18 protein-coding genes, 3 pseudogenes and 1 riboswitch are annotated in these 25076 nt (G+C 71.9%); of the genes and pseudogenes, 11 read left to right on the top strand and 10 right to left on the bottom strand.

All coding sequences use genetic code 11. The features are described from left to right. Positions 1-39: 39 nt before the first annotated feature. Positions 40-1221 (top strand): epoxide hydrolase family protein, encoded by a 1182-nt coding sequence (locus tag KN815_RS19440; protein ID WP_253209084.1) that lies wholly within the window; start codon positions 40-42, stop codon positions 1219-1221. Between the two features lie 39 nt (positions 1222-1260). Beyond that, on the top strand, positions 1261-2109 hold the full coding sequence (locus KN815_RS19435) for an alpha/beta fold hydrolase (RefSeq protein ID WP_216343214.1): 849 nt from the start codon (positions 1261-1263) through the stop codon (positions 2107-2109). A 45-nt stretch (positions 2110-2154) separates the two neighbouring features. Here the strand turns inward: KN815_RS19435 and KN815_RS19430 are convergent, their stop codons facing one another. Continuing rightward, the gene (locus tag KN815_RS19430; RefSeq protein ID WP_216343213.1) at positions 2155-3078 is read right to left on the bottom strand and encodes an SDR family NAD(P)-dependent oxidoreductase; all 924 of its coding nucleotides are present in this window, start codon (positions 3076-3078) and stop codon (positions 2155-2157) included. Positions 3079-3229: 151 nt separating this feature from the next. Between KN815_RS19430 and KN815_RS19425 the strand changes: the two genes are divergently transcribed. Continuing rightward, on the top strand, positions 3230-4096 hold the full coding sequence (locus tag KN815_RS19425; RefSeq protein WP_216343212.1) for a helix-turn-helix transcriptional regulator: 867 nt from the start codon (positions 3230-3232) through the stop codon (positions 4094-4096). Between the two features lie 86 nt (positions 4097-4182). On the opposite strand, the gene KN815_RS19420 is transcribed toward KN815_RS19425, so the two are convergent. Continuing rightward, positions 4183-5166 carry a zinc-dependent alcohol dehydrogenase family protein gene (locus KN815_RS19420; RefSeq protein WP_216343211.1) on the bottom strand — a complete coding sequence of 328 codons (984 nt, stop codon included), beginning with the start codon at positions 5164-5166 and terminating at the stop codon, positions 4183-4185. A 104-nt stretch (positions 5167-5270) separates the two neighbouring features. On the opposite strand from KN815_RS19420, the gene KN815_RS19415 reads away from it, so the two are divergent. Next, positions 5271-6224, top strand: coding sequence for an AraC family transcriptional regulator (locus tag KN815_RS19415; RefSeq protein WP_216343210.1), 954 nt, complete (start codon positions 5271-5273; stop codon positions 6222-6224). 96 nt (positions 6225-6320) lie between these two features. Here the strand turns inward: KN815_RS19415 and metE are convergent, their stop codons facing one another. From metE to KN815_RS19395, 4 genes are all read right to left on the bottom strand, one after another. Next, positions 6321-8639, bottom strand: a complete 2319-nt coding sequence (gene metE / locus KN815_RS19410) for a 5-methyltetrahydropteroyltriglutamate--homocysteine S-methyltransferase (RefSeq protein WP_216343209.1) — start codon at positions 8637-8639, stop codon at positions 6321-6323. A gap of 163 nt (positions 8640-8802) precedes the next feature. Continuing rightward, positions 8803-9025, bottom strand: a riboswitch (cobalamin riboswitch). 136 nt (positions 9026-9161) lie between these two features. Continuing rightward, the gene (locus tag KN815_RS19405; RefSeq protein ID WP_216343208.1) at positions 9162-9371 is read right to left on the bottom strand and encodes a hypothetical protein; all 210 of its coding nucleotides are present in this window, start codon (positions 9369-9371) and stop codon (positions 9162-9164) included. A 149-nt stretch (positions 9372-9520) separates the two neighbouring features. Next, a complete protein-coding gene (locus KN815_RS19400; RefSeq protein ID WP_216343230.1) occupies positions 9521-10456 on the bottom strand; it encodes a helix-turn-helix domain-containing protein in 936 nt (311 codons plus the stop codon). Positions 10457-10605: 149 nt separating this feature from the next. Next, positions 10606-13803, bottom strand: a complete 3198-nt coding sequence (locus tag KN815_RS19395) for an endo-alpha-N-acetylgalactosaminidase family protein (protein WP_253209083.1) — start codon at positions 13801-13803, stop codon at positions 10606-10608. A 274-nt stretch (positions 13804-14077) separates the two neighbouring features. Between KN815_RS19395 and KN815_RS19390 the strand changes: the two genes are divergently transcribed. The 4 genes from KN815_RS19390 (at position 14078) to KN815_RS19375 (ending at position 20060) form a co-directional block, all read left to right on the top strand. Continuing rightward, positions 14078-14824 (top strand): response regulator transcription factor, encoded by a 747-nt coding sequence (locus KN815_RS19390; RefSeq protein WP_253209082.1) that lies wholly within the window; start codon positions 14078-14080, stop codon positions 14822-14824. Between the two features lie 116 nt (positions 14825-14940). Next, on the top strand, positions 14941-16302 hold the full coding sequence (locus KN815_RS19385; RefSeq protein ID WP_216343228.1) for a sensor histidine kinase: 1362 nt from the start codon (positions 14941-14943) through the stop codon (positions 16300-16302). Positions 16303-16374: 72 nt separating this feature from the next. Then, on the top strand, positions 16375-18519 hold the full coding sequence (locus KN815_RS19380; protein WP_216343206.1) for a glycoside hydrolase: 2145 nt from the start codon (positions 16375-16377) through the stop codon (positions 18517-18519). Between the two features lie 203 nt (positions 18520-18722). Continuing rightward, the gene (locus KN815_RS19375; RefSeq protein ID WP_216343205.1) at positions 18723-20060 is read left to right on the top strand and encodes an aldehyde dehydrogenase family protein; all 1338 of its coding nucleotides are present in this window, start codon (positions 18723-18725) and stop codon (positions 20058-20060) included. 79 nt (positions 20061-20139) lie between these two features. On the opposite strand, the gene KN815_RS19370 is transcribed toward KN815_RS19375, so the two are convergent. Continuing rightward, the gene (locus KN815_RS19370) at positions 20140-20706 is read right to left on the bottom strand and encodes a CGNR zinc finger domain-containing protein (protein WP_216343204.1); all 567 of its coding nucleotides are present in this window, start codon (positions 20704-20706) and stop codon (positions 20140-20142) included. A gap of 287 nt (positions 20707-20993) precedes the next feature. Between KN815_RS19370 and KN815_RS19365 the strand changes: the two genes are divergently transcribed. Beyond that, positions 20994-21476 carry a molybdopterin-dependent oxidoreductase gene (locus KN815_RS19365; protein ID WP_216343203.1) on the top strand — a complete coding sequence of 161 codons (483 nt, stop codon included), beginning with the start codon at positions 20994-20996 and terminating at the stop codon, positions 21474-21476. 34 nt (positions 21477-21510) lie between these two features. Here KN815_RS19365 and KN815_RS19360 read toward each other — a convergent pair whose 3' ends face one another. Next, the gene (locus KN815_RS19360; protein ID WP_216343202.1) at positions 21511-22362 is read right to left on the bottom strand and encodes a putative RNA methyltransferase; all 852 of its coding nucleotides are present in this window, start codon (positions 22360-22362) and stop codon (positions 21511-21513) included. A gap of 78 nt (positions 22363-22440) precedes the next feature. After that, a pseudogene (locus KN815_RS19355) lies at positions 22441-22875 on the bottom strand (helix-turn-helix domain-containing protein); the annotation flags it as partial. Between KN815_RS19355 and KN815_RS19350 the strand changes: the two are divergent. Further along, a pseudogene (locus KN815_RS19350) lies at positions 22858-23040 on the top strand (cupin domain-containing protein); the annotation flags it as partial. The pseudogenes KN815_RS19355 and KN815_RS19350 sit on opposite strands and share 18 nt — an antisense overlap. 181 nt (positions 23041-23221) lie before the next feature. Continuing rightward, positions 23222-24022 (top strand): annotated as a pseudogene (locus KN815_RS51550) (glycoside hydrolase family 71/99 protein); the annotation flags it as partial. On the opposite strand, the gene KN815_RS19345 reads toward KN815_RS51550, so the two are convergent. Then, the coding region (locus KN815_RS19345) for a glycoside hydrolase family 99 protein (RefSeq protein ID WP_216343201.1) at positions 24023-25076 on the bottom strand (1054 nt) is incomplete at its 5' end.

The raw sequence follows: 25076 nt of genomic DNA, 5'->3' as shown, positions 1-25076 counted from the left end.
GCATTCCCGTGGCCTCGGGCCGGTTCTAGCGTTCGAGATGTGCCGACTTACCCCGCGGGCGCTGTGACGCCCGACATCGAACCCTTCGCCATCTCCGTTCCCGACGCCGATCTCGACGATCTGCGCTCCCGGCTGGACCGGGTCCGCCTGCCCGAACCGGAGACCGTGGCGGACACGTCCCAAGGCGTGCCGCTCGACCAGATGCGGGCGCTCCTCGCGGCGTTGCGCGAGGTGGACTGGCGAGCACGCGAGAAGACCTGGAACGCCATCGGCCACTTCCGCACCGTCATCGACGGCCTGGAGCTGGCCTTCTGGCATGTGCGCTCGCCGGAGCCCGCGGCGACACCGCTGCTGCTGACGCATGGCTGGCCGGGGTCGATCCTGGAGTTCGAGCAGGTCATCGGCCCGCTCACCGATCCGGCCGGCCACGGCGGCGACCGGGCCGACGCCTTCGACGTCGTCGTGCCGTCGCTGCCCGGGTTCGGCTTCAGCGGCCGTCCCGCGGAGACGGGGTGGAATCCCGCCCGGACGGCCGACGCCTGGGCCACGCTGATGAGCCGCCTGGGATACGACCGCTTCGGCGCGCACGGTGGCGACTGGGGCGCGTTCATCAGCACCGAGCTGGCCCGGCGGTTTCCCGCGCGGGTGATCGGCCTGCACTTGACGATGCCGGTGGCCTCACCGCTCCCGGGGGACCGGGACACCGCCACCCCGGCCGAGGCGCGCATGATCGAACGGCGCGATCTGCACCTGGCCGACGGCTATGGCTTCGGGATCCAGATGGGCACCCGGCCCCAGACCCTCGGCTACGCCCTGACCGACTCGCCCGCCGGGCTGGCCGCCTGGCTGGGCGAGAAGTTCGCCGCCTACGCCGACACCCGGGCCGAGGCCGGGGGAGGGGTGAGCCTCGACCGGCAGGCCGAAGGCATCGCGCTGTACTGGCTCACCGGGACCGGAGCATCCACCTCCCGCTGGTACTGGGAGGCGCTGCGCTGGACGCCGCGCAGCGCCGAAGAGGAGAACGCCCGGCCCGTGACCGTCCCGACCGCGTGCTCGCTGTTCCCGGCCGAGCCATGGCCCACGGCCAGGCGCTGGGCCGAACGCCGCTATACGGACCTGCGCTCCTGGCGCGCATTGGACCGAGGCGGTCATTTTCCGGGGCTGGAGCAGCCCGACGTGCTGGTGGAGGAGGTCCGGGCCGCCTTCCGCGGTCTACGGTGACGGACCGTACCCCGATCCCGAGGCGTCAAGGGAGCGACGATGTCCGCACGAGCCACCCCATTGCTGTTTCTGCACGGCAATTGGCATGGGGCCTGGTGCTGGACCGAGGTGATCGCCGCTCTGGCGGGCTCCGGCCGCTCGGCCGTCGCGGTGGACATGGCGGGGCACGGGCTGCGCGCACGCCGGCCCGCCTGCCTCACCAGCCGCCCCTTCGACGCCGAGGCACTGGCCACCGAGGTCTCGCCGGTGGCGGACGTGGATCTCGACCAGGCGGGTGACCTCCTGGTTGCGCAGCTCAAGCGGGTCGGCCGGGGCGGCCCGGTCACGGTGGTCGCCCACAGCATGGGCGGCACCGTGCTGACGCGGGCCGCGGAGCAGGCGCCCGAGTCGGTGGCCCACGCGGTGTATCTGAGTGGGCTCATGCCCGCCTCGGATGTTCCGGCCCTCGCCTACCTCCGGATGCCCGAGAACGCGGGCGCCCTCGTCCAGTCCTGCGTCCGGGCCGATCCCGCCGCGATCGGGGCGCTGCGGCTGGACCTGGTCTCGGGCGACGCGGCGTATCGCCGGCAGTTGCTGGACGCGCTCTACGGCGACGTCGACCGGGCCGTCGCCGAGGCCGCCTTCGGACTGCTGACGCCCGACGCCCCGGTCGGCATCGTGCGCGGCGCCACCACCCTCACCCGCGGTGGCTGGGGCTCGGTCCCCCGTACCTACATCACCTGCGCACGGGACATGGCGGTGCGCCCGGCCCTCCAGAGGAAGTTCATCAGCGACGCCACGGTGGCCTTCCCGGACAACCCGACCGCGGTCGCGGCGCTCGACTCCTCCCACTCGCCGTTCTTGTCCATGCCCGGGCAGGTGGCGGATCTCATCGCGGAACTGAGCTGATCCGGCCGGGCCCCGGTTTCCGCGGTATGGCCCGACGTCCAGTGGTCAGGCCGCGTGCGGCATCGTGAACCGTTCGACGGCGTCCCAGAGTTCGCCCTCGCGCAGCGGGTCGTAGGACTCCTGCGACGACCGCGCCACCCGGTCGCGGTCCACGTAGGATCCGGTCGGCGCGGCGGTCGTGCCCAGGACGACATCGGCGAGGTGGCGGCCCGCGGTGCCGGGGGCGGTGGCGAACGGCGTGAGGGTCATCACCGGCAGCACGCGCCGCATGGCGAACCGGGAGAGCGGACCCGCGTTGCGGGCGAGTCCGGTGCCGGGGACGAAGCCCGGGTTGTATGCGATGGCGTCGATCCCGGCCGGAAGCCGGCGCGCGTACTCGTGCACGAGGTAGATGGTGGCCAGCTTGCTCGTCGAGTACGCGGTGCGGCCACCGGCCGTACTGCCCGGCCTGGGGAAGGCGCCCGGGCGGGCGAGGACGTCGGGGGCCTGCCAGACGGGGCCGGGCACCATGCCCAGGTTGTGCTTGAGGTCGCCGAAGTGGGTGTCGCTGGCGGTGATCACGATCCGGGCGGGCGTGGCGAAGTGGTCCTGGAGCAGCCGGACGAAGAGGTGGTTGGCGAGCACGTTGATGGCGAAGGTGGCCTCGAACCCCTCGGGGGACTCGGTCAGCGAATTGGTGTACTGCATGCCCGCGTTGCCCACGAACCCGCCCAGCGGTGGCAGATCACCGCGCTCCAGCCGGTCACGGATCCGGGCGGCGGCGGAGCGGACACTCCGCAGCGAGGCGAGGTCCGCCGACACGTGTGAGACCGTGCGCCCGCCCATGGCCAGTTCCTCGGCGAGCCGGGCGCCGGAGGACGCACGGGCCACGACGACGAGGTGCGCATGGGGTGAGTGGCGCAGGATGTGCTCCGCGGCCACGCGTCCGATCCCGCGGCTCGCGCCCGTCATCACCAGGGTGTGCTTCATCAAAGGGTCCTTCACTGGTCGGCCGATGGCGCCCGGCTCGGGCGCGACGGCTCCACGCTCGCCGCCTCCGCCCGCGCCGACCAGTGCCGTCCGCGTCACTAGGACTGGCAGTACCCAGGCTCATCCGGCGCCGCGCGGCGAGAATGAACCCATGGCTTCCTCCGGCTCCGACTTCGCCTCGCTCCTGCGCGCCTGGCGCGACCGCCTCTCCCCGGCCGACGCCGGCTTCACCCCGACGGCCGGCCGCCGCGCCCCGGGGCTGCGCCGCGAGGAGCTCGCGCAGTTGGCCGGGCTCTCCGTCGACTACATCCTGCGTTTGGAGCAGGGGCGCGCGAAGAACCCCTCGGACCAGGTCGTCGGCGCCCTCGCCCGGGCCCTCCAGCTCTCCCGCGCCGAGCGCGACCAGCTCTACCGGAGCGCCGGGCTCCTGCCGCCGCGCGACGGGACGGTCAACGCCCATGTGCCCCCGGGCATCCAACGGCTCGCCGCGCGCCTGGGCGACGTCCCGATCGGGGTGTTCACCGCCGACTGGACCCTGGTGTGGTGGAACGCCATGTGGAGCGCCCTGCACGGCGACCCCGCCGTCCTCCCGGCCGCCGAACGCAGCCTGGCCCGCGCCCTGTTCGGGGGCGGTGCCGCCCGCGCCGTGACCCTTCGCGTCCAGCCGGAGCGCGGGCAGGACGCCTTCGAAGCCTCGATCGTCGCCGACCTCAAGGACGCCGCCTCCCGCTACCCCGCCGACGGCCGGCTCCAGCGCCTGGTGGCGGAACTGCGGGCGCAGTCCGATGTGTTCGCGCAACTCTGGGCCACCCGGACGACCGCCGCCCAGCACACGAGCGACCGGAAGACGATCCGGCATCCGGAGGCCGGCGACATCCACCTGGACTGCGATGTCCTCGTCGTCCCCGGCGCGGACCTGCGCATGGTCACCTACACGGCGGCGACCGGAAGCAGCGACGCGGGCAAGCTCGACCTCCTTCGCGTCACCGGCGCCCGTGCCGCCGTTCCGCCCCCGTGACCGGCGTCGTCCTTGTGGCTGTAGGCGGGTAGCGGGCAGTGGCCGCAGAGGATCAGTGGCCGCAGAGGATCAGTGGCCGTACGTGCTCAGTGGCTGATGACGACCTTGCCGAAGCGTGGGCCATTCTCGAAGTGGGCGAACGCCTCCGGCGCCTGCTCGAAGGGGACGACACGGTCGATGACGGGCCGCAGCCCGTGCCGGCCGATGACCTTGTTCATCCGCTCGAAGTCGCTCCGGCTGCCGACGCTGATCGACCTGAGCGTGGCGGCGCGGCGGAAGAATCGCGTCACATCCATCCCGCTGCCCGACGCGAGATTGCCGACCAGAGCGATCTGCCCGCCGTGGGCGACCGCGTCGATGGACTGGGCGAGCGTTCCGGCGCCGCCGATCTCGACGACACGGTCGGCGCCCCCACCGGTGAGCGCCTGTACCCGTGCGCCCCACTCCGGTGTGCTGACGTAGTTGACGACATCGGATGCGCCGAGCGTGCCGAGCCGCCGGGCCTTTTCATCGCCGGATGTCGTGGCGAGCACACGCGCGCCCGCCAGCCGGGCGAACTGCAACGCGAAGACCGACACCCCGCCCGAGCCCTGGACCAGGAGCGCATCGCCCGGGCCGACTCCACTCACCGCCGACCACGCGGTGAGCGCGGCACACGGCAGCGTGGCCGCTTCCTCGAAGGACAGCTGCTCCGGCACCGCGACCAGGCTCTGCTCGTCGACGGCGAGGTATTCGGTGAGCCACCCATCGCGCTGCGTCCCGTGCAACTCCCCCCACTCGGGGAACCGGCCGTACAGCCAGGTCGGATGGAAGGTGCTCACCACGCGATCCCCCACCCGGAACCGCGAAACCCCGTCCCCGACGGCCTCCACGACCCCCGCGCCGTCGGAGAGCGGGATCCGCCCCGGCGGCACCTCGATGGAATACCTGCCGGAGACGATGAGCAGATCGCGCGCGTTGATGGAGCTTGCCTTCACGCGGACGAGCACTTCGCCCGCAGACGGAGTCGGCACCTGACGCGTGGCCGGGGCCACCGGGCCGCCGCCCGCCACCACCTGGAATGTTCGCATTTCCCCTCCTTTGTTCTTGGGTCATCTCCACGATAGGGCGGCCCGGCTGGACGATATGTATCCTGGCGTCCACGGTTTGGCGCAGATCGTCCAGGAGGGTGGAGATGGATCCCATCGACGACCTACTCGCCACCATGAAGATCGAGGACGCGCGATATGTGCGGGTGGACGCCCATGCGCCGTGGGGCATCTCGTTCCCTCCCCGGGACCTCGCCCGGCTGGTCCTGATCTCCAGTGGTTCGTGTCGGCTCGTCGCGGACACGCTCGCCGGGCCGCAGCGGCTGGCGGCGAACGACTGCTTCCTGGTCCGCGCGGGCGTGAGCTTCACCCTTCAGGACACCGAGGGCAGCGAGGTCGTCGACTGCGACGGACTCATCTCCCAGGTTCCCGGCAGCGCGGCGCGGGTCGGGGGCGACGGTGAGCTGACGCGGATCGTGTCCAGCCGGTTCGCCTTCGACGCCGTGGCGGCCGAACCGCTCTTCGCGCTGCTGCCGCCGTTGTTCCGGCTGAACCTGGACCACACCGCCGGCCACCTCCTGCGCACCACGTTCGATCTCATCGCGAGGGAGAGCGCGGCAGGCGGGCTCGGCGGTGGCTTCATCATGAGCCGGCTGTCCGATGTGCTCTTCGTCCAGGCGCTACGGACCTGTTGCGCCGATGTCGGGGGCGGCGCCGTCGGCTGGATCGCCGCACTGCGAGATCCCCGACTGGCCGTCGCCATGCGGGAGTTGCACATGGACCTGGCCCATCCGTGGACGGTCGACGAACTCGCCCGCAAGGCGGGGATGTCACGCTCGGCGTTCGCCGCCTCGTTCAAGGAGAAGACGGGGGATACCCCGCTCGGCTACCTCACCTCATGGCGCATGTACCGGGTGAAGGTGCTGCTCCGGGAGACGCCGCTGAGTGTCCAGGAGATCGCGGTCAGGGTCGGCTACGACACCGGGAGCGCGTTGAGCCGTGCCTTTTCGGCCAGGGAAGGGGTCACGCCCGGGGCCTGGCGGAAGTCGATGGACACGGCGCACCATCGGCGTCCCCTGTCCGGCGCGACAGCCGCCTGACCACGTACGGCATTCGGTATGCGGCACCGGGGCCGGAGCGCGACGTGGCGCTCCGGCCCCGGCCGGACGTCCGGATCAGGACGCGGACTGTCCGGGTCAGGACGCGGGCAGCTCGCCGCGGACCGTACGGGCCGCGGTGACCAGGTTCTCCAGCGAGGCCCGGGTCTCGGGCCAGCCGCGGGTCTTCAGGCCGCAGTCGGGGTTGACCCACAGCCGCTCGGCGGGGATGGCCTTGAGGCCGGTGCGCAGCAGTTCGGCCGCTTCCAGCGCGCTGGGCACGCGCGGGGAGTGGATGTCGTACACACCGGGCCCGGCCTCGCGCGGATAGCCATGGGCGGCGAGTTCGCGGGCCACCTGCATATGGGAGCGGGCGGCCTCCAGGCTGATGACATCGGCGTCGAGGTCGTCGATCGCCTGGACGATGTCGCCGAACTCGGCGTAGCACATATGGGTGTGGATCTGGGTGCCGGGCCGTACGCCACCCGTGGTGAGACGGAAGGCTTCGGTCGCCCAGGACAGATAGGCGGGCCGGTCCTCGGCGCGCAGCGGAAGGGTCTCGCGCAGGGCGGGTTCGTCCACCTGGACGACCGAGGTCCCGGCCGCCTCCAGGTCGCCCACCTCGTCGCGCAGGGCGAGGGCGACCTGGCGGGCAGTGTCGCCGAGGGGCTGGTCGTCGCGGACGAAGGACCAGGCGAGCATGGTGACCGGGCCGGTGAGCATGCCCTTGACCGGGCGGTCGGTGAGGGACTGGGCGTAGGCCGTCCAGCGCACCGTCATCGGCTCGGGGCGCGAGATGTCACCGGCCAGGATCGGCGGGCGGACATAGCGGGTGCCGTACGACTGGACCCAGCCGTGCTGTGTGGCGAGATAGCCGGTGAGCTGCTCGGCGAAGTACTGGACCATGTCGTTGCGCTCGGCCTCGCCGTGCACCAGCACATCCAGGCCGGTCTTCTCCTGGAAGGAGATCACCTCCTGGATCTCGGCCTTGACGCGCTCCTCGTACCCGGCCGTGTCGATCCGGCCCTCGCGCAGATCGGCGCGGGCGGTGCGCAGCTCGCCGGTCTGCGGGAAGGAGCCGATGGTGGTGGTCGGCAGCAGCGGCAGGCGGAGGTGGGTGCGCTGGGCCGTGGCGCGTTCGGCGTACGGCTGGGAGCGGCGCGCGTCGGCCTCGGTGACCGCGCCGGCGCGGTCACGGACGGCCGGGTCGCGGGTGATGGGGGAGTTGGCGCGGGAGGCGAGGGCGGCCCGGTTCGCGGCCAGCTCGGCGGTGATCGCGTCGGTGCCGCGGGCCAGGCCCTTGGCGAGGGTGACGATCTCCGCGGTCTTCTGCCGGGCGAAGGACAGCCAGCGCAGGATCTGTGGCTCGATGTCCCGCTCGGTCGCCACGTCGAGCGGGACGTGCAGCAGCGAGCAGGAGGCGGCCACATCGACCCGGTCGGCAAGACCCAGCAGGGTGCCGAGCCTGGCCAGGGACTTCTCCAGGTCGTTGACCCAGATGTTGCGGCCGCCCACGACACCGGCGACCAGCCGCTTGTGGGGCAGCCCGCCGACGGCGGCCAGCGCGTCCAGGTTGGCGGCGGCGGCCTCCGTGAAGTCCAGCGCCAGCCCCTCGACCGGGGCCTTGGCCAGCACGGGCAGGGCCTCGCCGAGGCGGTCGAAGTACGAGGCGACCAGCAGCTTCGAACGGTCGGTGAGGGCGCCGAGATCGCGGTAGGCGCGGGTGGCGGCGTTCAGCTCGGCCGGTGTGCGGTCCTGGACCAGGGCGGGCTCATCGAGCTGCACCCACTCGGCACCGGCCGCCCGCAGATCGGCCAGCACCTCGGCGTAGACCGGAAGCAGCCGGTCCAGGAGAGTGAGCGGCTCGAAGTCCGCGGGCGCGCCGGGGGCGGGCTTGGCGAGGAGGAGATAGGTGACGGGCCCGACCAGGACCGGCCGCGCCGCCAGACCGAGGCCGAGGGCTTCCGTCAGCTCCGCGACCTGCTTGGCGGAGTCGGCCGTGAACACCGTGCCCGGGCCCAGCTCCGGAACCAGGTAGTGGTAGTTGGTGTCGAACCACTTGGTCATCTCCATTGGCGCGACATCCTGCGTGCCGCGCGCCATCGCGAAGTAGCCGTCGAGCGGATCGGCGGCGACGGCGTCCCGGTGGCGGTCGGGGATCGCGCCGACCATGACGGTGGTGTCCAGCATGTGGTCGTAGTACGAGAAGTCACCCGTGGGAACTTCGTCGATACCCGCCCCGGCGAGCTGCTGCCAGGTGGCGCCGCGCAGTTCGGCGGCGGTGGACTTGAGCGCGTCGGCGGTGACGCGGCCCTTCCAGTAGCCCTCGATCGCCTTCTTCAGTTCCCGGTTCGGGCCCTGGCGGGGGTAGCCGTACACGGTGGCCCGTGCTGCCGCGGCTGCGGACTTCGGTGTCACGGAGATCTCCTTCGCGAGATGAATCCCTGAGATCCCGGCGACGGGAGGAGAGCGCGAAGGGTGACGTACCGGGCTTTCGGCCTCCCGCCGCAAAAGCGTGGCCACTGCCCGGTATGTACGCCGACCCGCCCTCGAGGTCACCGAGATGTCCGCACACGAGTGGTTCGTACGCGGGCAGATGGCAGGTCTTCGGACTCACGGGCGCGTCCTCTTGGGGGAGGACACCTAATGGCCGTCGCTTCCCAGGTCCGTCTCACCGGACCCAGTGCGTATGACGGCGGTCGTTCCCGCTCACCGCTGCGGGGCAGTCCCGGATTCCCACCGGGTTCCCTCTTACGACGCATCCCGCCTGGCGGACGGGGCGAACCAACTACACCCGCCAGCCTACGGGGCCGTCCGGCGGTGTGCAGGGGGCGGTCCGGAATTCGGGACGGTGAATTGGAACACGCGATGGCCGAGGAAACGGCCGGCGCCGCCCGGGCCGACACCGGCCGCACCCCGTCCATCAGCGAGCTCAGGGGATCAGCACGCGCCGGAGTCCGACTCGCCCGCCAGATTGACCGGGACGGTCACGAAGGAGAACTGGTTGCTGGCACAGACCCCGGGGAAGGCCGTGCTGCTGGAGTTGTTGACGGTGACATCGGGCGCGTCGTCCGCGATGGCACCGCCCGCGCCGACGGCGAGGGACGCGGCGGTGAGGGCGAGCGTGGACAGGGCGGTCCGGATACGCATGGGAACTCCTTGCTGAGGATCGGCCGCCGGATATGACCGGCTTCGCATGCATGGTGCCCCTTTGGCAGGCCAACCGCGGCCCACCATCCCCCCAATGGCGGAAGCCGCCCTCCCCGCAGCCGTCCGGCTGGCTCAAGGCGGGCTTCCCGTCATCCGCCGCCGCGCCGTCCGTCGTCCGCCGGTGCGGACGGCGGAATCGTGGGTGCGGACGGCGGGATCGTCGGTGGGCGGCTGGGGTCGGGGATGCGGTCGGTGAAGCCGCCGGGGACCGAGCGGCACTGCTGCTCGCGGAAGTGGACCGGGGCGGTGCCCACTCGGCGGGCGAAGAGTCTGCTGAAGTAGGCGGGATCGTCGTAGCCGACGCGGCGGGCGATGGCGGCCACCGGCAGTTCGGTGCCGACCAGGAGTTCCTTGGCGCGGCCCAGCCGGATGCCGAGGAGGTAGTCCTTGGGGCTGCACCCCGCGCCGCGGCGTACCGCGGTGCGCAGTTCGGCCGGTGTCATGCCGTGGCGGGCGGCGTGTTCGGTCACCGAGAGCGGCTGGAAGGCGTCCCGGGCCAGGGCCTGGAGCACCGGATGTCCATCGGCACCGGTGTCGGCGCGGAGGCGGCGGAGGGCGACGAGGAGTTCATGGACCGCGGCTGCGGTCTCGACCTCCAGGAACGGGTTGCCCTGGCGTGCGGCGCGGGCGATCCGGCCGATGGCCGTACGGGCGGTGGCGGTGTCGGTGAGCGCGACCACGGGGCCGTCCGCGTCGAGATAGCCCAGGTCGGCGTAGGCGGCGGTGGCCGGTCCCGTGAAGTCGGCGAACGCCTCGTCCCATCCGGTGTCCGGGTCCGGGGCGTAGTGGTGGGTGACCCCGGGGGTGAGCCAGAGCAGCGCGGGCGCGGTGACGGTGCGGCGGCGGCCGTCCGCGCCGCGGAACCAGCCGCGGCCCGCGCTGATGACCACGGCCACATGGTGGTCCAGGACACGCGGGCCGACGGCGGGCAGGACGCCGTGCTGGAGGCCGACCCCCAGACACACCAGGCCGAGCCGGTGATGGGCCGGGCTCGGCGTGAAGTACCGCATCCAGGTGTGATACATCCGCGGCGCCCTCCGGTCGGCTGCTCCCATCTCGCCGATCTTCGTCCACGGACTGCCCGGCCGCCAGAGGGAGGGGGTGACCACGGGCGGGGGTGGCGGAGGGAGCCGGGCCGCGGATGTCTTCGCGCTGCCCCGCTCCCTCCGCCGTGTCAGTCCAGCTCCTCCACCGTGAAGGAGTCGAGCGTGCACTCCGCGGTACCGCTGTCGCCGGTCTTCCGCAGCCCCACCCACATCTCGCCGTCCGCGGGCGCGGTGACGGTGTAGCTGTGGGTGGCCCGCCCGGTGGCGGCGGGCAGCGGGGTGCGCTCCAGTTCGCGCGGTTCGGGGTCGTCCACGGCCGTGATCCAGGCGTACTGGCCGGCCGCCTCGTTGGCGTACGTCAGGCTCACCCGGTAGCGCCGCCCCGGGCGGAAGCGGGCGGTGTGCGGCACCGTGCGGTAGACGAGGCCCGCGTTCTCGCCGCGTGACTTGAGGGACTGGCCGCCTTCGAGCACATCGTCGATCACCTTGCCGTTCCATCCGGTCTGGGTGAACGGGGCGTGCCGCTGGGCGATATGGGTGCGGGGGTCGGTCACCCCGCCCGCGTCGCCCTTGACGAACGGGCCCCAGCCCTGGGGCACCCGCTCGAAGTCCTCGTACACCAGGGTGCCGGGCTTTGTCGGGCGCTGGGCCCGCACCACCCGCAACCGGTCGAAGCGGACCCGGGCCCCGCCCTCGGCCACCGCCAGGGTGAGGGTGACCGGCCCGCCGCCGTCGGGCACGGTGAAGGAGGTGAACATCCGCTGGAAACGGGTGCCGTGTTTGCGGTCGGCGGCCATGTGGTTGGCGGCGGTCGAGGTCTCGGTCCAGTTCTCCGCGGTGACGCCGTCGGCGGTGTGCACCCGCAGCGCGGCCCGCCGCCGCTCCCCGGCCTTCGCACCCACTTCCACCTGTACGGAGGCCATATAGCCGCCGGGGGCCAGCCGGTCGAGTCGCTGGCCGACGGTGGCGGCCGCGCCCTCGCCGATGACCAGCTCGTAGTCGCCCAGCGCGCTGCGTTCGACGGTGGCCGGGCCGGTGGTCTGCCAGCCGCGCAGCGATCCGGAGTGGAAACCGGGGTCGTACAGCGGAGTGCCCTCGCCCCAGCCGGGGGCCGCCTGGGCGCGGGCCCGGGAGCGCAGCACCACGTACGGGACGTCGGGGTCGGCGGTGATGCTGATGTGGCCGTCGCGCACCGGCAGGGTGACCGGCTCGGCGCGCCCCTGGTCGGTGAGGCGGTACAGCACCACGGACCGCTGCCCCGACCAGCCGCGCGGCAGCCGCCAACGGCTGGTGCCACCGGCCGGGTTGTAGTGGTAGAGCTTGGCCGGGTCGGTGGCCTCGCGCGGCTCCCAGGGCAGCAGATAGCCGCCGCCGTCGTAGACCAGCCGTCCGTCGGTGGTGATGCGGCGGGCGCCACCGGTGTCGGTGACCGAGGTGCCGCCGGGCCCCTCGAAGGTGATCTCGTGGTCGTCCCAGGTGCGGATGGGGTACGCCTGGAGGTACTTGGCGGGCAGGCTGTGGGTCCAGATGAGCCGGTAGAAGGCGGTCCAGTCGGTCTTGCCGGTCCAGCCCTCGAAGTTGCCCATCCGGGGGATGCCCAGCAGGGTCGGCCACTTGTCGGCGAAGACGTCCTTCTGGTGGTTGCGGATGAAGCGGATGAGCCGGGAGTTGATACCGCGCGAGGTGTCCGGGCCGTAGTCGGTCTCGGTGGCCCAGTGCGACCACAGCGAGGAGCGCTCCAGCCCGTGACCCCATTCGGTGGACAGCCGCCAGCCCTGGTCGCGCAGGGCCCGCTGGAGCCGGTCGGAGTTCCAGCCGGACTCGCGGAAGACGTCGATGTAGAGCGCGGCGAGGGCCGGATCGGTGTCGTTCCGCAGATCCTGGAAGCGCCGGATGATATCGCCGGAGACCAGGTCGCGGCGGGGGTCGATGCGGTACGACTGGTCCAGCCAGTCCCACTGCTTGTCGTTTTTGTCGACCAGTGTCTCGGAGAAGGCGTTGGCCACCGGATAGGACTCGGTGGCGTTGACGTGCACCGCGAAGTCGCTGTTCCAGTGGCGTCCGGAGCGCAGCAGGGTGTTGAGGTCGGCCAGGCCACCGGCGCGGGTGTTGTAGTTGCCCGCGTAGTCGGGGTGGGCGGAGTCATGGCCCTCCGACTGGTAGCCCTTGAGCAGGGTGTACTGCCGTAGTCCGTCGGTGGCCAGCGCGATCCGTTTGACGTTGTCGAGGGTGTCGAGGAAGGGGTTGGTGGCCTGGCTGGCGAAGTTGAACGGGATGTGCGGGACGACCCGCAGATGCTGTTCGTCGGCGCCGAGCGGGTTCACCATGATGTCGCGGAAGGCGATGGCGGCGTCCTGCCAGTCGACCACGCCGTCGCCGTTGCGGTCCCGGGTGAGGACCACGGTGGCCCAGGGCAGCGGTTCGGTGGCGCCGACGGCCGCGGTGGCGGCCCGGTGGGTCCACTCACCGCAGGTGAGCCGGACGGTGAGCTGGCCGTCCTCGCGTACCGTCTGCCGCCACAGCCGTCCGTTCTCCCAGGTGGTGCCCGCGGCGGAGGAGGGCTTGTCCCAGACCGTGTTGGTCTCGACGGCGGCCGCGAGCCGGTCGGTGCTGACGACGGCGTAGGCGCAGCCGATGGGTGCGCCGTCGGTGGGGGTGTCCGCCGTGGGCCGGACGGCGGTGTCACCGCTCTTGGCCTGGTCGAGGTCGATCCGGGCGGCCAGCAGGGTGGCGCCCGGCTGGTCGGCACGGACGCTGAGGAACGCCAGCCCCGGGATGCGCAGGGTGCCCACGCGCAGCGCGTCGGTGTCGGCGATCCGGGTGACCCGCCAGTCGACCTGCCATTCGCTGACCCGGATCCGGACGTCGATCTCGGCGTCCGGACCGGAGGCGGACGCGCCGGCGGTGTCCGTGCCGGAGGTGTCCGCACCCGAGGTGGCCGTGGTCGCGCCGAAGGCGAGGGTGTAGCTGATGTGGTCCGGGCCGCTGGTGACGGCGGTGATGTGCGGGGTGCGTTCGACGCCGTCGATGAGCACCGAACGGACCGGCTCCCACTGGCCGTGCAGCAGCGCGCCGGTCTCACGGTCGATGTACGCGACGATGCGCGGGAACTCCGGGTCCACCCGGACCTCCAGCCGCTTCGACCGCAGCGTGCGCTCGGTGGCGCGGGCGTGTGCGGCACCATGGCCGGGTGCGGTGTCACGGGCGTGCGCGGTGCCACCGCCGGTGCCGATGGCCGTTCCGATTCCGGCCAGTGTGGTGGTGACCACGACCGCTCTGCGGCCGGGCCATCCCTCCTTCGGCCGCCCCTCCTCTGCGTACGTCAACGCGCCGGCTCCTCCCTCGCTGGTGGGAATGGTGCTCCACCTTGGGACGGCGGCGGGGCGGCCGCCCATGGACAAGTGCGCGGGGGTGTTGGACTAACGGCCCGTACCGTCGGCGCCCAACGGGTCGTGGCGGCGGCAACCAGGCGGGCGCCGTGCCCCCGGCCGATCCGCACCTCCCGTCGTGCCCCCGTTGTGGTCGACGCCGTTAAGAGTGTTCTAAGAGCGTGTTCTGCCAGGGTGGGCCCTGACCTGTGCCCATCCGAAAGGCCCCGTGATGTCCGCTGCCGCGTCCTCCCCGTCCGGCCGGGGAAAGCCCACCGACCCCCGGACGGCGGCCGTGCTGGTGGTGGACGACGATCCCGAGGTCCGCGCCGCCCTGGTGGACGGGCTGGCCGTGGAGGGATACGAGGTGCGGGTGGCCGGGGACGGGCTGGCGGCTCTCAGCGCGATCGCCGCCGCACCGCCGGACGCCATCGTGCTGGACCTGGCCATGCCGGTGATGGACGGGCTGGCGGTGTGCCGCCGGCTGCGCGGCCTCGGCGACCGTACGCCCGTCCTGGTGCTCACCGCCCGGGACCAGATCAGCGAGCGGGTGGCGGGGCTGGACGCGGGGGCCGACGACTACCTGGTCAAGCCGTTCGCACTGGACGAGCTGCTGGCCCGGCTGCGGGCGCTGCTGCGGCGTGCCGCGCCCGTCGAGGCCCTCGACGAGAACGTGTCCGGTGTGCTCTCCTTCGCCGATCTGACCGTCGATCCGCAGAGCCGCACCGGAATGCGTGGCGGACGGCGGATGGAGTTCACCCGCACCGAGTTCGCGCTGCTGGAGGTGTTTCTGCGGCATCCCGGTCAGGTGCTGCCGAGGGGGCTGATCCAGGAGCTGGTGTGGGGCACCGAGTTCGCCTCGGACTCCAACTCGCTGGCGGTGTACATCGGCTATCTGCGCCGCAAACTGGAGGCGGAGGGCGCCCCGCGGCTGGTCCACACGGTGCATGGCATCGGCTACGAACTGGGCGAGCGATGAGCGCCGCCCGTCGGTTGGGAGAACGGCGGTTGGGAGAAAGGCGGTTGGGCGAACGGCGGTCTGGCGAACGCCGAGCCGGGAGCCGTCTGACGGGCCGTCTGCCGCTGCGCACCCGGATGGCGCTGATCACCTCGGCCGCGGTGGCGCTGGTCACGGTCGGGGTGTGCGTCGCCGCGTACGTGGTCATCCGCTACGAACTGGTGCGTCAGCTCGACCTCCAGCTCACCCAGCAGGCCACCCTGCTCGCCCAGGAGCGGCGTGACGAGGGCACCGGAACGCTGTACGGCGAATGCCGCTGGCTGGCCGCCCCGGCCTGTGCACAGATCGTCACCCCGCGGACGGGCACACCGGGACACCCGGCGGGCAAGGACCTGCCGATCCCGGTCACCGACGCCACCCGCCAGGTGGCCGCGGGCACCCGCGGCGCGTACTACAGCGAGGTCAGCGTGCGCGGACACCGGATGCGCACCCTGACCACCCCGCTGCGCGGCCCTCGCGCGCTCCAGCTCGCCGTACGTTCCGACACGGTCGAGCAGGGCGAACGCCAGGCCGCGCGGCTGCTCGCCGCCATCGGCGCGGCGGGGGCGCTGCTCGCCGCCGGGCTCGGCTATCTCGCCTCCCGCCGGGCGCTGGCGCCCGTCACCCGGCTCACCGCCACCGCCGAACGGATCGCCGCCACCCGCGATCCGGCCCATCGGATCGAGCTGCCGCCGGAGGAGGGGCGGCGCGGGGACGAGATCTCCCGGCTGGCCGGGAGCTTCAACACCATGCTCGGCGAGCTGGAGGAGTCGGTGGCCGCCCAGCGCCGTCTGGTGGCCGACGCCTCCCATGAGCTGCGCACCCCGCTGACCGCGCTGCGCACCAACGCCGAGTTGCTGGCCCGTGCCGACCGGCTGTCCCCCGCCCAGCGGGACCGGGCAGCGTCGGCGCTCGGCGGTCAGTTGCGCGAGGTGACCGGCCTGGTCAACGACCTGATCGAGCTGGCGCGGGACGAGGAGCCGCTGCCGCTGGTGGAACCGGTGCGACTGGATCTGCTGGCCGCGTGCTGTGTCGAGGAGGCCCGCTCGCACTGGGCGCACACCGCCTTCACCACGGAGCTGGCCGAGGCCACGGTGGACGGGGTGCCCGCGCGGCTGGCTCGGCTGCTGACCAATCTGCTGGACAACGCCGCGAAGTTCAGCCCGCCCGGCGCCGAGGTGGAGGTCCGGCTGACCTCTGGCGAACCCGCCATCGACTTCACCGTCCGTGACCACGGGCCCGGTATCGCCGCCGAGGACCTGCCGTACGTCTTCGACCGCTTCTACCGCTCCCGGCAGGCACGTGCGCTGCCCGGCTCCGGGCTGGGGCTGGCCATGGCCCGCCAGATCGCGCGGGCGCACGGCTCGGTGCTCAGCGCGGAGGCGGCCGACGGGGGCGGTGCGCTCTTCCGGCTGCGTATCCCGCGCCACGGGTCCGGCGGTCCGGCTCCGGAGGCGTAAGCCCTCCGAGGCCCTGGCCCTCCGAGACCGCTTCTTAGAAGCCCTCTTATATCGGCTCGCTATCAACGTCCCATGAAACGAACCCACTTCACCGGGCCGCGGGTGACCGCCGCGGCGGCGCTCGCGGGCGCGGTGTCCTGCCTCGCCCTCGCCTCGACCACCCTCGCCTCCACCACCCACTCCGGCACCACCCGCTCCGGCACCACCCGCTCCGGGAAGGACGCACCCCGGCCGGTCGTGGTCGGTGGCCACCGGGTGGAGGTCCCGGTGTCGGGCGGCACCGCCACCGTCGACACCACCTCGCTGCGGGTCACGGCCCGTACGGGGCAGGGGACCGTGGAGCTGTCCGCGCCCGCCGCCACCGCTCCCGGGAAGCCCGGCTCGGTGACCACCTCGCCGGGCACCGCCCGCTGGAGCTATCCGGACACCGGCCTGGACGTCACCGCCCGCGCCGCTGACAACGGCCGCCTGGAGCTGTCGGTGACGGCCACCGGAAAGGCCACCGGAACGGCCACCGAAAGGGCCACCGGCACGGCCACCGAAAAGGCCACCGACAAAGCCCTCGGCGAAGCCACCGGAAAGGCCGCAGGCGAGACCGCCCGCACCCTCTCCTGGCCGGTCACCGGCACCGACCGGCGCGCCACCGCCGTACAGTTGCCGCGCGGCGAGGGGCTGTCGCTGCCGGTGGCCGACCGCTTCTGGAACTCCTCCCGGGCCGATCTGGTCGACACCGACATGGCCATGGAGTCGGATCTGTCGATGCCGCTGTGGGGCTACACGCTCGGCGACCGCCAGGGCGTGAGCTATCTCGTGCCGAGCGACATCGGCACATCGCTGCGCGTCACCTCCGACGCGGGCAAGCTGCGCACCGCCGCCACCCACCGGTTCTCGCGCGCCGACGGCACCACGCGGTACACCGTGGCCTTCTCCCTCACCGACGGCTCCCCGGTGGCCGCCGCCCGCGACTACCGCGCCTGGCTCGGCGAGCACGGACAACTGAAGAGCCTGCGGGAGAAGATCCGGGAGACACCGGCCACCGGGAAGCTGCTCGGCGCCTTCCACGCCTATCTGTGGGGTGACGCCCGCAAGGCCGACTTCATGGGCAGGCTGCGCGGCCTCGGCGTGGACCGCATGTGGCTCGGCTACGACGCCGACGACCGGCCGATGGACGCCGCGGCCACCGCGGCCGCGAAGCGGGCGGGCTATCTCGTCGGCCCGTACGACTCGTTCGCCAACGGCCAGGACCCGGCCACCTCCGACGCGCCGACGTCCACCTGGCCCGGCACGGTGTACCCGGACTTCTGTGTCCGGGACGCGGACGGCAAGCCCGTACCCGGCTTCCACGACCGCGGTTGCTACCTCTCCTCCGAGGCGTTCGAGAAGGCCGAGCCGCGCCGCCACTATCTCGCCGACCGCACCCGCGAGATGACCAAGGCGGGCGCCGACAGCTACTTCCTCGATGTGGACGCGGCCGGTGAGCTGTTCCGCGACCACAGCGCCGCTCACCCCATGACCAAGGGGCGGGACCGCGCCAACCGGCTGGCCCGGATGAAGCGGCTGTCCGACCGCGGGCTGGTCCTGGGCTCGGAGTCCGCCGGGGCCTGGGCCAACCGGGACCTCGCCTTCGACCACGGCTCGGGCACCCCGGTGGCGGGCGGTCTGTGGACGGCGCAGCGCGACAAGGAGACCTGGGGCGGCTACGCCCCCGCCGACGCGCCGGGCGCCTTCTTCAAGCCCGCGGAGCTGCCCGCCGATGTGGCGAAGGCGATGTACGACCCGGTGTACCGGGTGCCGCTGTACGAGACCGCGCTCCATGACTCCGTGGTGAACACCGAGCGCTGGGAGCTGTCGTACGACAAGCTGCCGCGGCAGAAGACCGACCGCGCGCTGCTCGGCATGCTGTACAACACCCCGCTCAACTTCGTGCTCACCGGTGACTCGCTGAAGAAGCACGGCCGCGAACTCGCCACCCTCCAGAAGTACTTCGCGCCCCTGCACAAGGTGGCCGGTGCCGAGCCGCTGACCGATTTCCGCGCGCTGACCGCCGATCGCACCGTGCAGCGCACCGTCTTCGGCGACGGCACCCTCACCGTCACCGCCAACTTCGGCAGCACACCCCACAACGGCCTGCCCGGTGGCTGTGTGGACGCGAGGCTCCGCGACGACACCGCGCCGCGGCGGCTGTGCCCGGCCACGGTGAACGGAACCGCCGGGTAATCGCGCGGCGCCACCGGGGTGGAAGCCGCCCGGCCGGGACGGGCACAGGTACATGGTCTATCAGCCATAGAAGATTACAGGCGGGGTCTCGTGTGCTAACGTAAGCGTCTAAATCCAATAGACGCTTACGTCAAGACGCTTACGTCGATGTCCAGCACATCCTGCCCGCGGGCCGGGCCTCTTTCCACAGAACGGGATGCCCCATGACCACCACCTACCCCGACTTGGCCGAGACCGACGCCGCCGCCCTGGTGGCGCGGCTGCGCGAGACCCATCGCAGTGGCCGCACCAAGTCTCTCGCCTGGCGCCGCGAGCAGCTCACCCGGCTGCGCGCGCTGCTGACCGACAACCGTGCGGCCATCGCCGACGCCCTCTGGGCCGATCTGCGCAAGAACCCCGCCGAGGTCGACCGCGCGGAGATCGGCGGCACGGTCCGCGAGATCGACGACTACCTCGAGCACCTGGAGGAGTGGCTCGCCCCGCAGCCCGCGGAGGTCACCGTCTCCCATCTGCCGAAGGGGACCACGGCCCGCACCGAGCTCGACCCCCTCGGTGTCGCCCTGGTCCTCTCGGCCTGGAACTATCCGATCTATCTGCTGCTGACCCCCGTCGCCGCCGCGCTGGCGGCCGGTAACGCGGTGGTCATCAAGCCCTCCGAACTCGCCGAGCAGACCTCCGCCCTGCTGGCCCGGCTCCTTCCGGACTACCTCGACACCGAGGCCACCGCCGTGGTCGAGGGCGGCGTCGCGCAGACGACATCGCTGCTGGCCCAGCGCTTCGACCACGTCTTCTACACCGGCAACGGCACCGTGGGCCGGATCGTGATGCGCGCGGCAGCCGAGCATCTGACCCCCGTCACCCTTGAACTCGGCGGCAAGTCGCCGGTCTTCGTCGACCGCGACGCCGACCTCACCGCGGTCGCCGCCCGCATCGTGTCCACCAAGTTCTCCAACGCCGGACAGACCTGCGTCGCCCCCGACTACGTCCTCACCGACCCGGACACCGCCGAGGCGCTGGCGGCCGCCCTGACCCAGGCGATCGAGAAGCTCTACGGCAACGACCCGCAGGCGGCCGACCACTACGGACGTATCGTCAACGAGCGCCACTTCGACCGCCTGACCGCACTGCTCGGCTCCGGTCGCACCGTGACCGGCGGACAGAGCGACCGCGCCGAGAAGTACATCGCGCCGACCGTGCTGATGGATGTGAAGCCCGACGAGCCGGTGATGCGGGAGGAGATCTTCGGCCCCATCCTGCCGATCCTGACCGTCGCCGACCTCACCGAGGCCATCGCCTTCATCAACGACCGCGACAAGCCGCTCGCGCTCTATGCCTTCACCGAGAACGACACCACCCGGGCCCGGCTGATCGCCGAAACCTCCTCGGGCGCCGTCAACTTCGGCTTCCCGATCTTCCATCTGACCGTGCCGACCCTGCCGTTCGGCGGTGTCGGGGAGAGTGGCATGGGCAGCTATCACGGCCGCTACTCGCTGGAGACGTTCAGCCACCGCAAGGCGGTTCTCGACGTCCCGCTGAGCTGACCCTCATCCGCGTCTTCGCGAGGGGCGTCTTCGCGGGGGAGTCGGCGAGGGAGTTGGCGAGGCCCGGCCCGGTGTGGTGTCAGCTTCCGGGCCGGGCCTTCTTCCGGGCTCGGTACGCGGCCACGTTGCTCTTGTTGCCACAGACCTCGTACGAGTGCCAGCGCTGGGTGCGGCTGCGCGTGGTGTCGTAGAACACATGGCCGCACAGCTCGTTGGCGCAGATGCGGAGACGGGGCCAGGTGCCGTCGGAGACGAGTTCCGCCACCGCCAGGGTGATGCCGCCCACCACGGGGTCGCCGCCCACTTGCCGCAGCCGCACCGCCCCGGGCTCCGAGAAATCCTGCCGCAGTGTGACAGCGGACGCCCGCTCGGCCAACTGCGCCCAGCCGGGTGCCGCCCCGGCGCTGTCGGGCGCGGACGCGATGTCCATGAGGATGGTGCGCAGCCCGCGGATCTTGGCGATGCGCTGCGGTGCCGGCGCCTCCGCCGCGGGCTGGCCGAACGGGCGCAGAACGGCGCCCGCCGTCTCCGGGGTCTGAAGCGTGTCCGGAAAACCAGGGCCGTGCGGCCGGGAGTTGAGCAGGTCCACCATCGCCGCCGCGGTCGCGGGAATCCGCCGCGCTGAGTCCGAATCTTCTCTGGCCACTCCGTCACCGTAGCACATGGTCTATTGGCAAATGGGCCTTACGTCCTGGTGGCCATGCATGTCATACGTAAGCGTCTGAATAAAACACCCACGCTCGTCCACGGTGGCCGGCGCCGGCGCCTGCGGACCGGGTACCCGGACCTGGGATGAGTCGTGCGCTACGCCGCAGATGCGAGGGGAAAGCAGAATTCCACCTCGCATCAGCCGGATCTTTGATCCTTCGGCATGGCATGTGCGTTTGCGCGGGACGGCGGGTCGGGTAACGGTCCTCCAGGAGGTGGTAGCCCGTGAGTGACTCCCTCGTAGCCGCCGGTACGGCCGCCGGTCCGGTGGCGGAGCTCGCCCTCACCGGCGATGTGACCCGTCCGGCCCGGCTGACGGTGTCCGAACTGCTCTCCTGGCCCCAGCACCGGGCACAGGTCAGTTTCGACTGCTCCACCAATGGCATCCAGCGGCACCGCTTCACCGGACCGTACCTGCATGACGTCCTGGTCTCCGCCGGTCCCGCCTTCGACCCCGCCCGGCGCAAGGACCGCCTGCGCTTCCTGATCGCCGTGCGCGGCGCGGACGGCCACCGCGCGCTGCTGTCCTGGGCCGAGATCGACCCGGACTTCGGCCGAGCCCCCGTCCTCCTCGCGGTCACCATCGACGGCACCCCGCTCGACCGCGCGGGCCCGCAGCTCGTCCTGCCCCAGGACCGCTGCGGCGCCCGGTACATCAGCGGCATCGAGGCGATCCGCGTGGACGGCGGTTACACCGTCTGGACCTGACCGGTGCCGGGCGCGGCCCGGTGGGCCCGGGGCGTCAGACCAGCGGACGGTAGGCGGTGAGCGTGACGGACAGCGTCACCTCGCAGGGCTCGGGCAGCAGCGCGACGCGCTCCCTCAGCCGCTCGCCCTGCTGATGCCAGGCGTTGGGCCCCATCCCCACCAGTCGCGGCACGGCCTGGTGGTCCAGCGTCATGGTGCTCCGCGAGCGCTCCCGGGCCACCTCGGTGAAATGCGCCGAGAACCGGCCCGCCAGCCGCTCGTCCTTCTGCTCGTCCACCCGCAGCAGCCCCAGGGCCTCCACCAGCTCCCGTAGATGATCCGGCCGGGGCGTCACCACCAGCAGCACACCCTCGGGGCGCAGCATCCGCCGCAGCTCGGCCGGATTGCGCGGTGCGAAGACATTGAGGACCACCGACGCGGCCCCGTCGGCGAACGGCAGCTCGTCCCAGGCGTCGGCCACCACCGCGCTGATACGGGGATGCGCCCGCGCGGCCCGGCGGGCGGCGAACTTGGAGATGTCCAGCAGGACGCCCTCGGAGCCCGGGAACTCCGACAGCACCCGGGCGAGGTGGTAGCCCGTGCCGCCGCCGATGTCCACGACACAGCCGGGGTCCCCGCTTGTCGGCGCCGGTGCCGTCTCGCGCGCCAGCGCGGCCAGCGCCCCGGCGATCGGCCCGAAGTGTCCGGCGGCCAGGAAATCCGCGCGGGCCGCCACCATCTCGGCGGTGTCCGCGCTGAACTTGGCGGCCCCGCGCAGCAGATTCACATAGCCCTGCTTCGCCACGTCGAAACTGTGCCCCTGGGAACACCGCAGCGCGCCGTCGGTCATCGTCAAACCGCCGGAACAGTAGGGGCAGCGAAGGTACCGAACCGCCTCTTTCCGCATCGTGTCCCCCGTGCCGCTGTTGTCCTGACAGGAGCTCAGCCTATGCACATCCCGCCGGAGCGGTGCGGCCGGGTCTCAGTCGGCGTACAGGGTCCGCATGGCGGGGTCCGTGAAGAGAATGCGGACATAGTTCCGGTGCTTTTCCGGAACCTGCCCGAAGTCGGTGATGAGCGCGGCGGCCAGGGAATTCCACGCGATGACGTCCATACGCCGCCCCATGGCGACGGCCGGGGTGGCGGTGAGATCGGCCAGCAGCCGCCGCAATTGCGGCTGGACTTTCTGCCGAGCCCGGCGCCGGGGGCGGGCGATTTCCTTTCCGGCGAGTCCGAAGAGATAACCGCGCTGGTCGTCGTCGAGACGCGGGGCCTGGGCGAGTGCCTCCGGCACGGGTGCGGAGGCGTGGATGCGGCCCTGCTCAAGGCGGGTGTAGTAGTCGGGGGAGAGGGCCGCGAGCTGGGCGGCCTCTTCCCGCCGCAGACCCGCCACCCGACGCGGGCCCGCGCTCGGGAGACCGTGACCTGCCCGCCCGACGAGGAGCACTGGCACGGGGCCACGCCGGACCGGTTTATGCAGCACCTGGCGATGTGGGAAGGTACCGGCGACGACCGCCCCGAGACCGCCTGGCTGGAGAAGGTCACCGCCGAGCAGTGCGGCGGCGTCCGCACCCGCGGCCACTGACCACCCTCGGCCCTCGATCCTCGATCGCCGAATAAGGGAATGACGCATAAACGACAAAAAAGCGCTTCCGCCTGAATTCGGCTAACCGTCCATTAAATTGCGGAATCATTAATGCGTGATTACGATCCGCCGCAGCGAGCACCCCCACTCGAGCCGCTCACTGCCGGAAGGGCAGGCCCTCATGGGTATTTCACGCCGCCATCTCATCGGTTCCGCGCTCGGCGCCACGGCACTCGGTGCCCTGGGAGCCGCCAGGCTGACGACGGCCACGGCCTCCGCGGCCAGCCCGCCCGGTGACGTCGTCGGCAAGGTCACCGTCGGCTATCAGGGCTGGTTCGCCTGCGCGGGGGACGGCGCCCCGATCAACGGCTGGTGGCACTGGGCCGCCGATATGTCCCGGCCGCCGTCGCCGGACAACACGGGCATTCATAGCTGGCCCGATATGCGCGAGTACACCAAGGGCTACCGGACCAACTACAGCAACCTCAACAACGGCCGGCCCGCCACCTTGTTCTCCTCCTACGACCAGCAGACCGTCGACACCCACTTCCGCTGGATGCAGCAGTACGCCATCGACACCGCCGCCCTCCAGCGCTTCAACCCCTTCAGCCCCGAGGGGCCGACGCGCGACGCCATGGCCACCAAGGTCCGCTCGGCGGCGGAGAAGTACGGCCGGAAGTTCTACATCATGTACGACGCCACCGGCTGGCTCGATATGAAGAGCCAGATGAAGCAGGACTGGACCGACAAGATGAGGGCCCATACCTCGTCCTCCGCCTACGCCAGGCAGAACGGCAAGCCGGTGGTGGGCATCTGGGGCTTCGGCTTCAACGAGGCCAACAAGCCCTGGTCGGCCGCGGACTGCCTGGACGTCGTCAACTGGTTCAAGGCCCAGGGCTGTTATGTGATGGGCGGGGTCCCCACCCACTGGCGGTCCGGCAACGAGGACTCGCGCCCCGGCTACCTCGGCGTCTACCACGCCTCAGCGGCGGCGAGCCGCCTCGAACCGGGCCACCCAGTACGCGGTGCGGTCGAGATACGCCGTCTCGGCCGCGGCACCCGTCCTCCCGTACGCCCCGCTGTAGGTCCGGTAGCTCTGCGCGGTGGGCGGGGCGGAGGCCGCGGGCTCGATCTGGCTGCCCTCGTGCCACTCGTTGAACGAGGTGATCGAGACCCAGGTGGGCGGGCCGCCGTTGGCGGGGGAGAGGGCGTTGTTCCACTCCAGGTCGTAGGTGGCGCCGTCGTCGCGCTCCAGGGTGGGCGTGGTGTTCCCGGGCACGGCGCGGTCGTCGAGGTAGCCGGGGCCGATGGACGGTGCCCAGACCATGCCGTGGTCGCGGCAGTACGCGGCCGGTCCGGCCCACTGCGGGTTGTTGCCCGCGGCGATGGCGTCATAGGTGTACATGCCGCCGAAGTGCGCGACCTTCGACACGTCCGTGGTCTGGGCCAGCACGATGGCGCGGTCGGCCACCTGGTCCAGCGGGGCCCAGTCGGCGATCCGCAGGGACTCGAAGACGTAGTACGCGCCGCGGTCGCCGTGTGCCGCGTCCCGGTGGAAGGCCGGGTGGCCGCCGTACCGCTGGATGAGATAGCCGATGTCGTCCACCACGGACTGCGCGGTGCGCCCGGCGTACGGCTCGATATGCCAGGCCACCTTCAGCCCGCGCGCGGCCGCCGCGTCCAGGAGCAGCGGCACCCGCTGGTCCTCGTAACCGCCCTGCCCCCACCAACTGGTGACGAGCACACCGGTGCCGGCCTGGGCCAGCCACCCCATATGGCGGTCGACCACGGCGCGGTCGCCGGAGTCGTATGCCCCGGCCGCCGGGTAGAAGTCGGAGCCGATCCGGTCGGGCGGGGTGAGACCGCCCTGGGGCCAGTGGCGCCAGGAGCCGTTGACCGCCGGGCTGCCGTACCAGGGGTAGTAGAAGATGTGCACGTTTCGCGAGGGGGCGAGACGGGGCGCAGCGGCGGGTGCCCCGGGGACGGCGAGCGTGGTGGCGGCCGCCCGGCCTCCCGCCACGGCGGGCGTGGTGGCG

Source organism: Streptomyces niphimycinicus (assembly GCF_018883605.1).
GTDB lineage: Bacteria > Actinomycetota > Actinomycetes > Streptomycetales > Streptomycetaceae > Streptomyces > Streptomyces niphimycinicus.
The sequence above is the reverse complement of the archived record's forward strand: the minus strand, read 5'-3'. Positions and strand labels throughout refer to the sequence as shown.

Coding starts and splice junctions, on each gene's coding strand:
- KN815_RS19435 (WP_216343214.1), top strand. CDS start 1,261: ATGTCCGCACGAGCCACCCCATTGCTGTTTCTGCACGGCAATTGGCAT.
- KN815_RS19430 (WP_216343213.1), bottom strand. CDS start 3,078: ATGAAGCACACCCTGGTGATGACGGGCGCGAGCCGCGGGATCGGACGC.
- KN815_RS19425 (WP_216343212.1), top strand. CDS start 3,230: ATGGCTTCCTCCGGCTCCGACTTCGCCTCGCTCCTGCGCGCCTGGCGC.
- KN815_RS19420 (WP_216343211.1), bottom strand. CDS start 5,166: ATGCGAACATTCCAGGTGGTGGCGGGCGGCGGCCCGGTGGCCCCGGCC.
- KN815_RS19415 (WP_216343210.1), top strand. CDS start 5,271: ATGGATCCCATCGACGACCTACTCGCCACCATGAAGATCGAGGACGCG.
- KN815_RS19405 (WP_216343208.1), bottom strand. CDS start 9,371: ATGCGTATCCGGACCGCCCTGTCCACGCTCGCCCTCACCGCCGCGTCC.
- KN815_RS19400 (WP_216343230.1), bottom strand. CDS start 10,456: ATGTATCACACCTGGATGCGGTACTTCACGCCGAGCCCGGCCCATCAC.
- KN815_RS19390 (WP_253209082.1), top strand. CDS start 14,078: ATGTCCGCTGCCGCGTCCTCCCCGTCCGGCCGGGGAAAGCCCACCGAC.
- KN815_RS19385 (WP_216343228.1), top strand. CDS start 14,941: ATGGCGCTGATCACCTCGGCCGCGGTGGCGCTGGTCACGGTCGGGGTG.
- KN815_RS19380 (WP_216343206.1), top strand. CDS start 16,375: ATGAAACGAACCCACTTCACCGGGCCGCGGGTGACCGCCGCGGCGGCG.
- KN815_RS19375 (WP_216343205.1), top strand. CDS start 18,723: ATGACCACCACCTACCCCGACTTGGCCGAGACCGACGCCGCCGCCCTG.
- KN815_RS19360 (WP_216343202.1), bottom strand. CDS start 22,362: ATGCGGAAAGAGGCGGTTCGGTACCTTCGCTGCCCCTACTGTTCCGGC.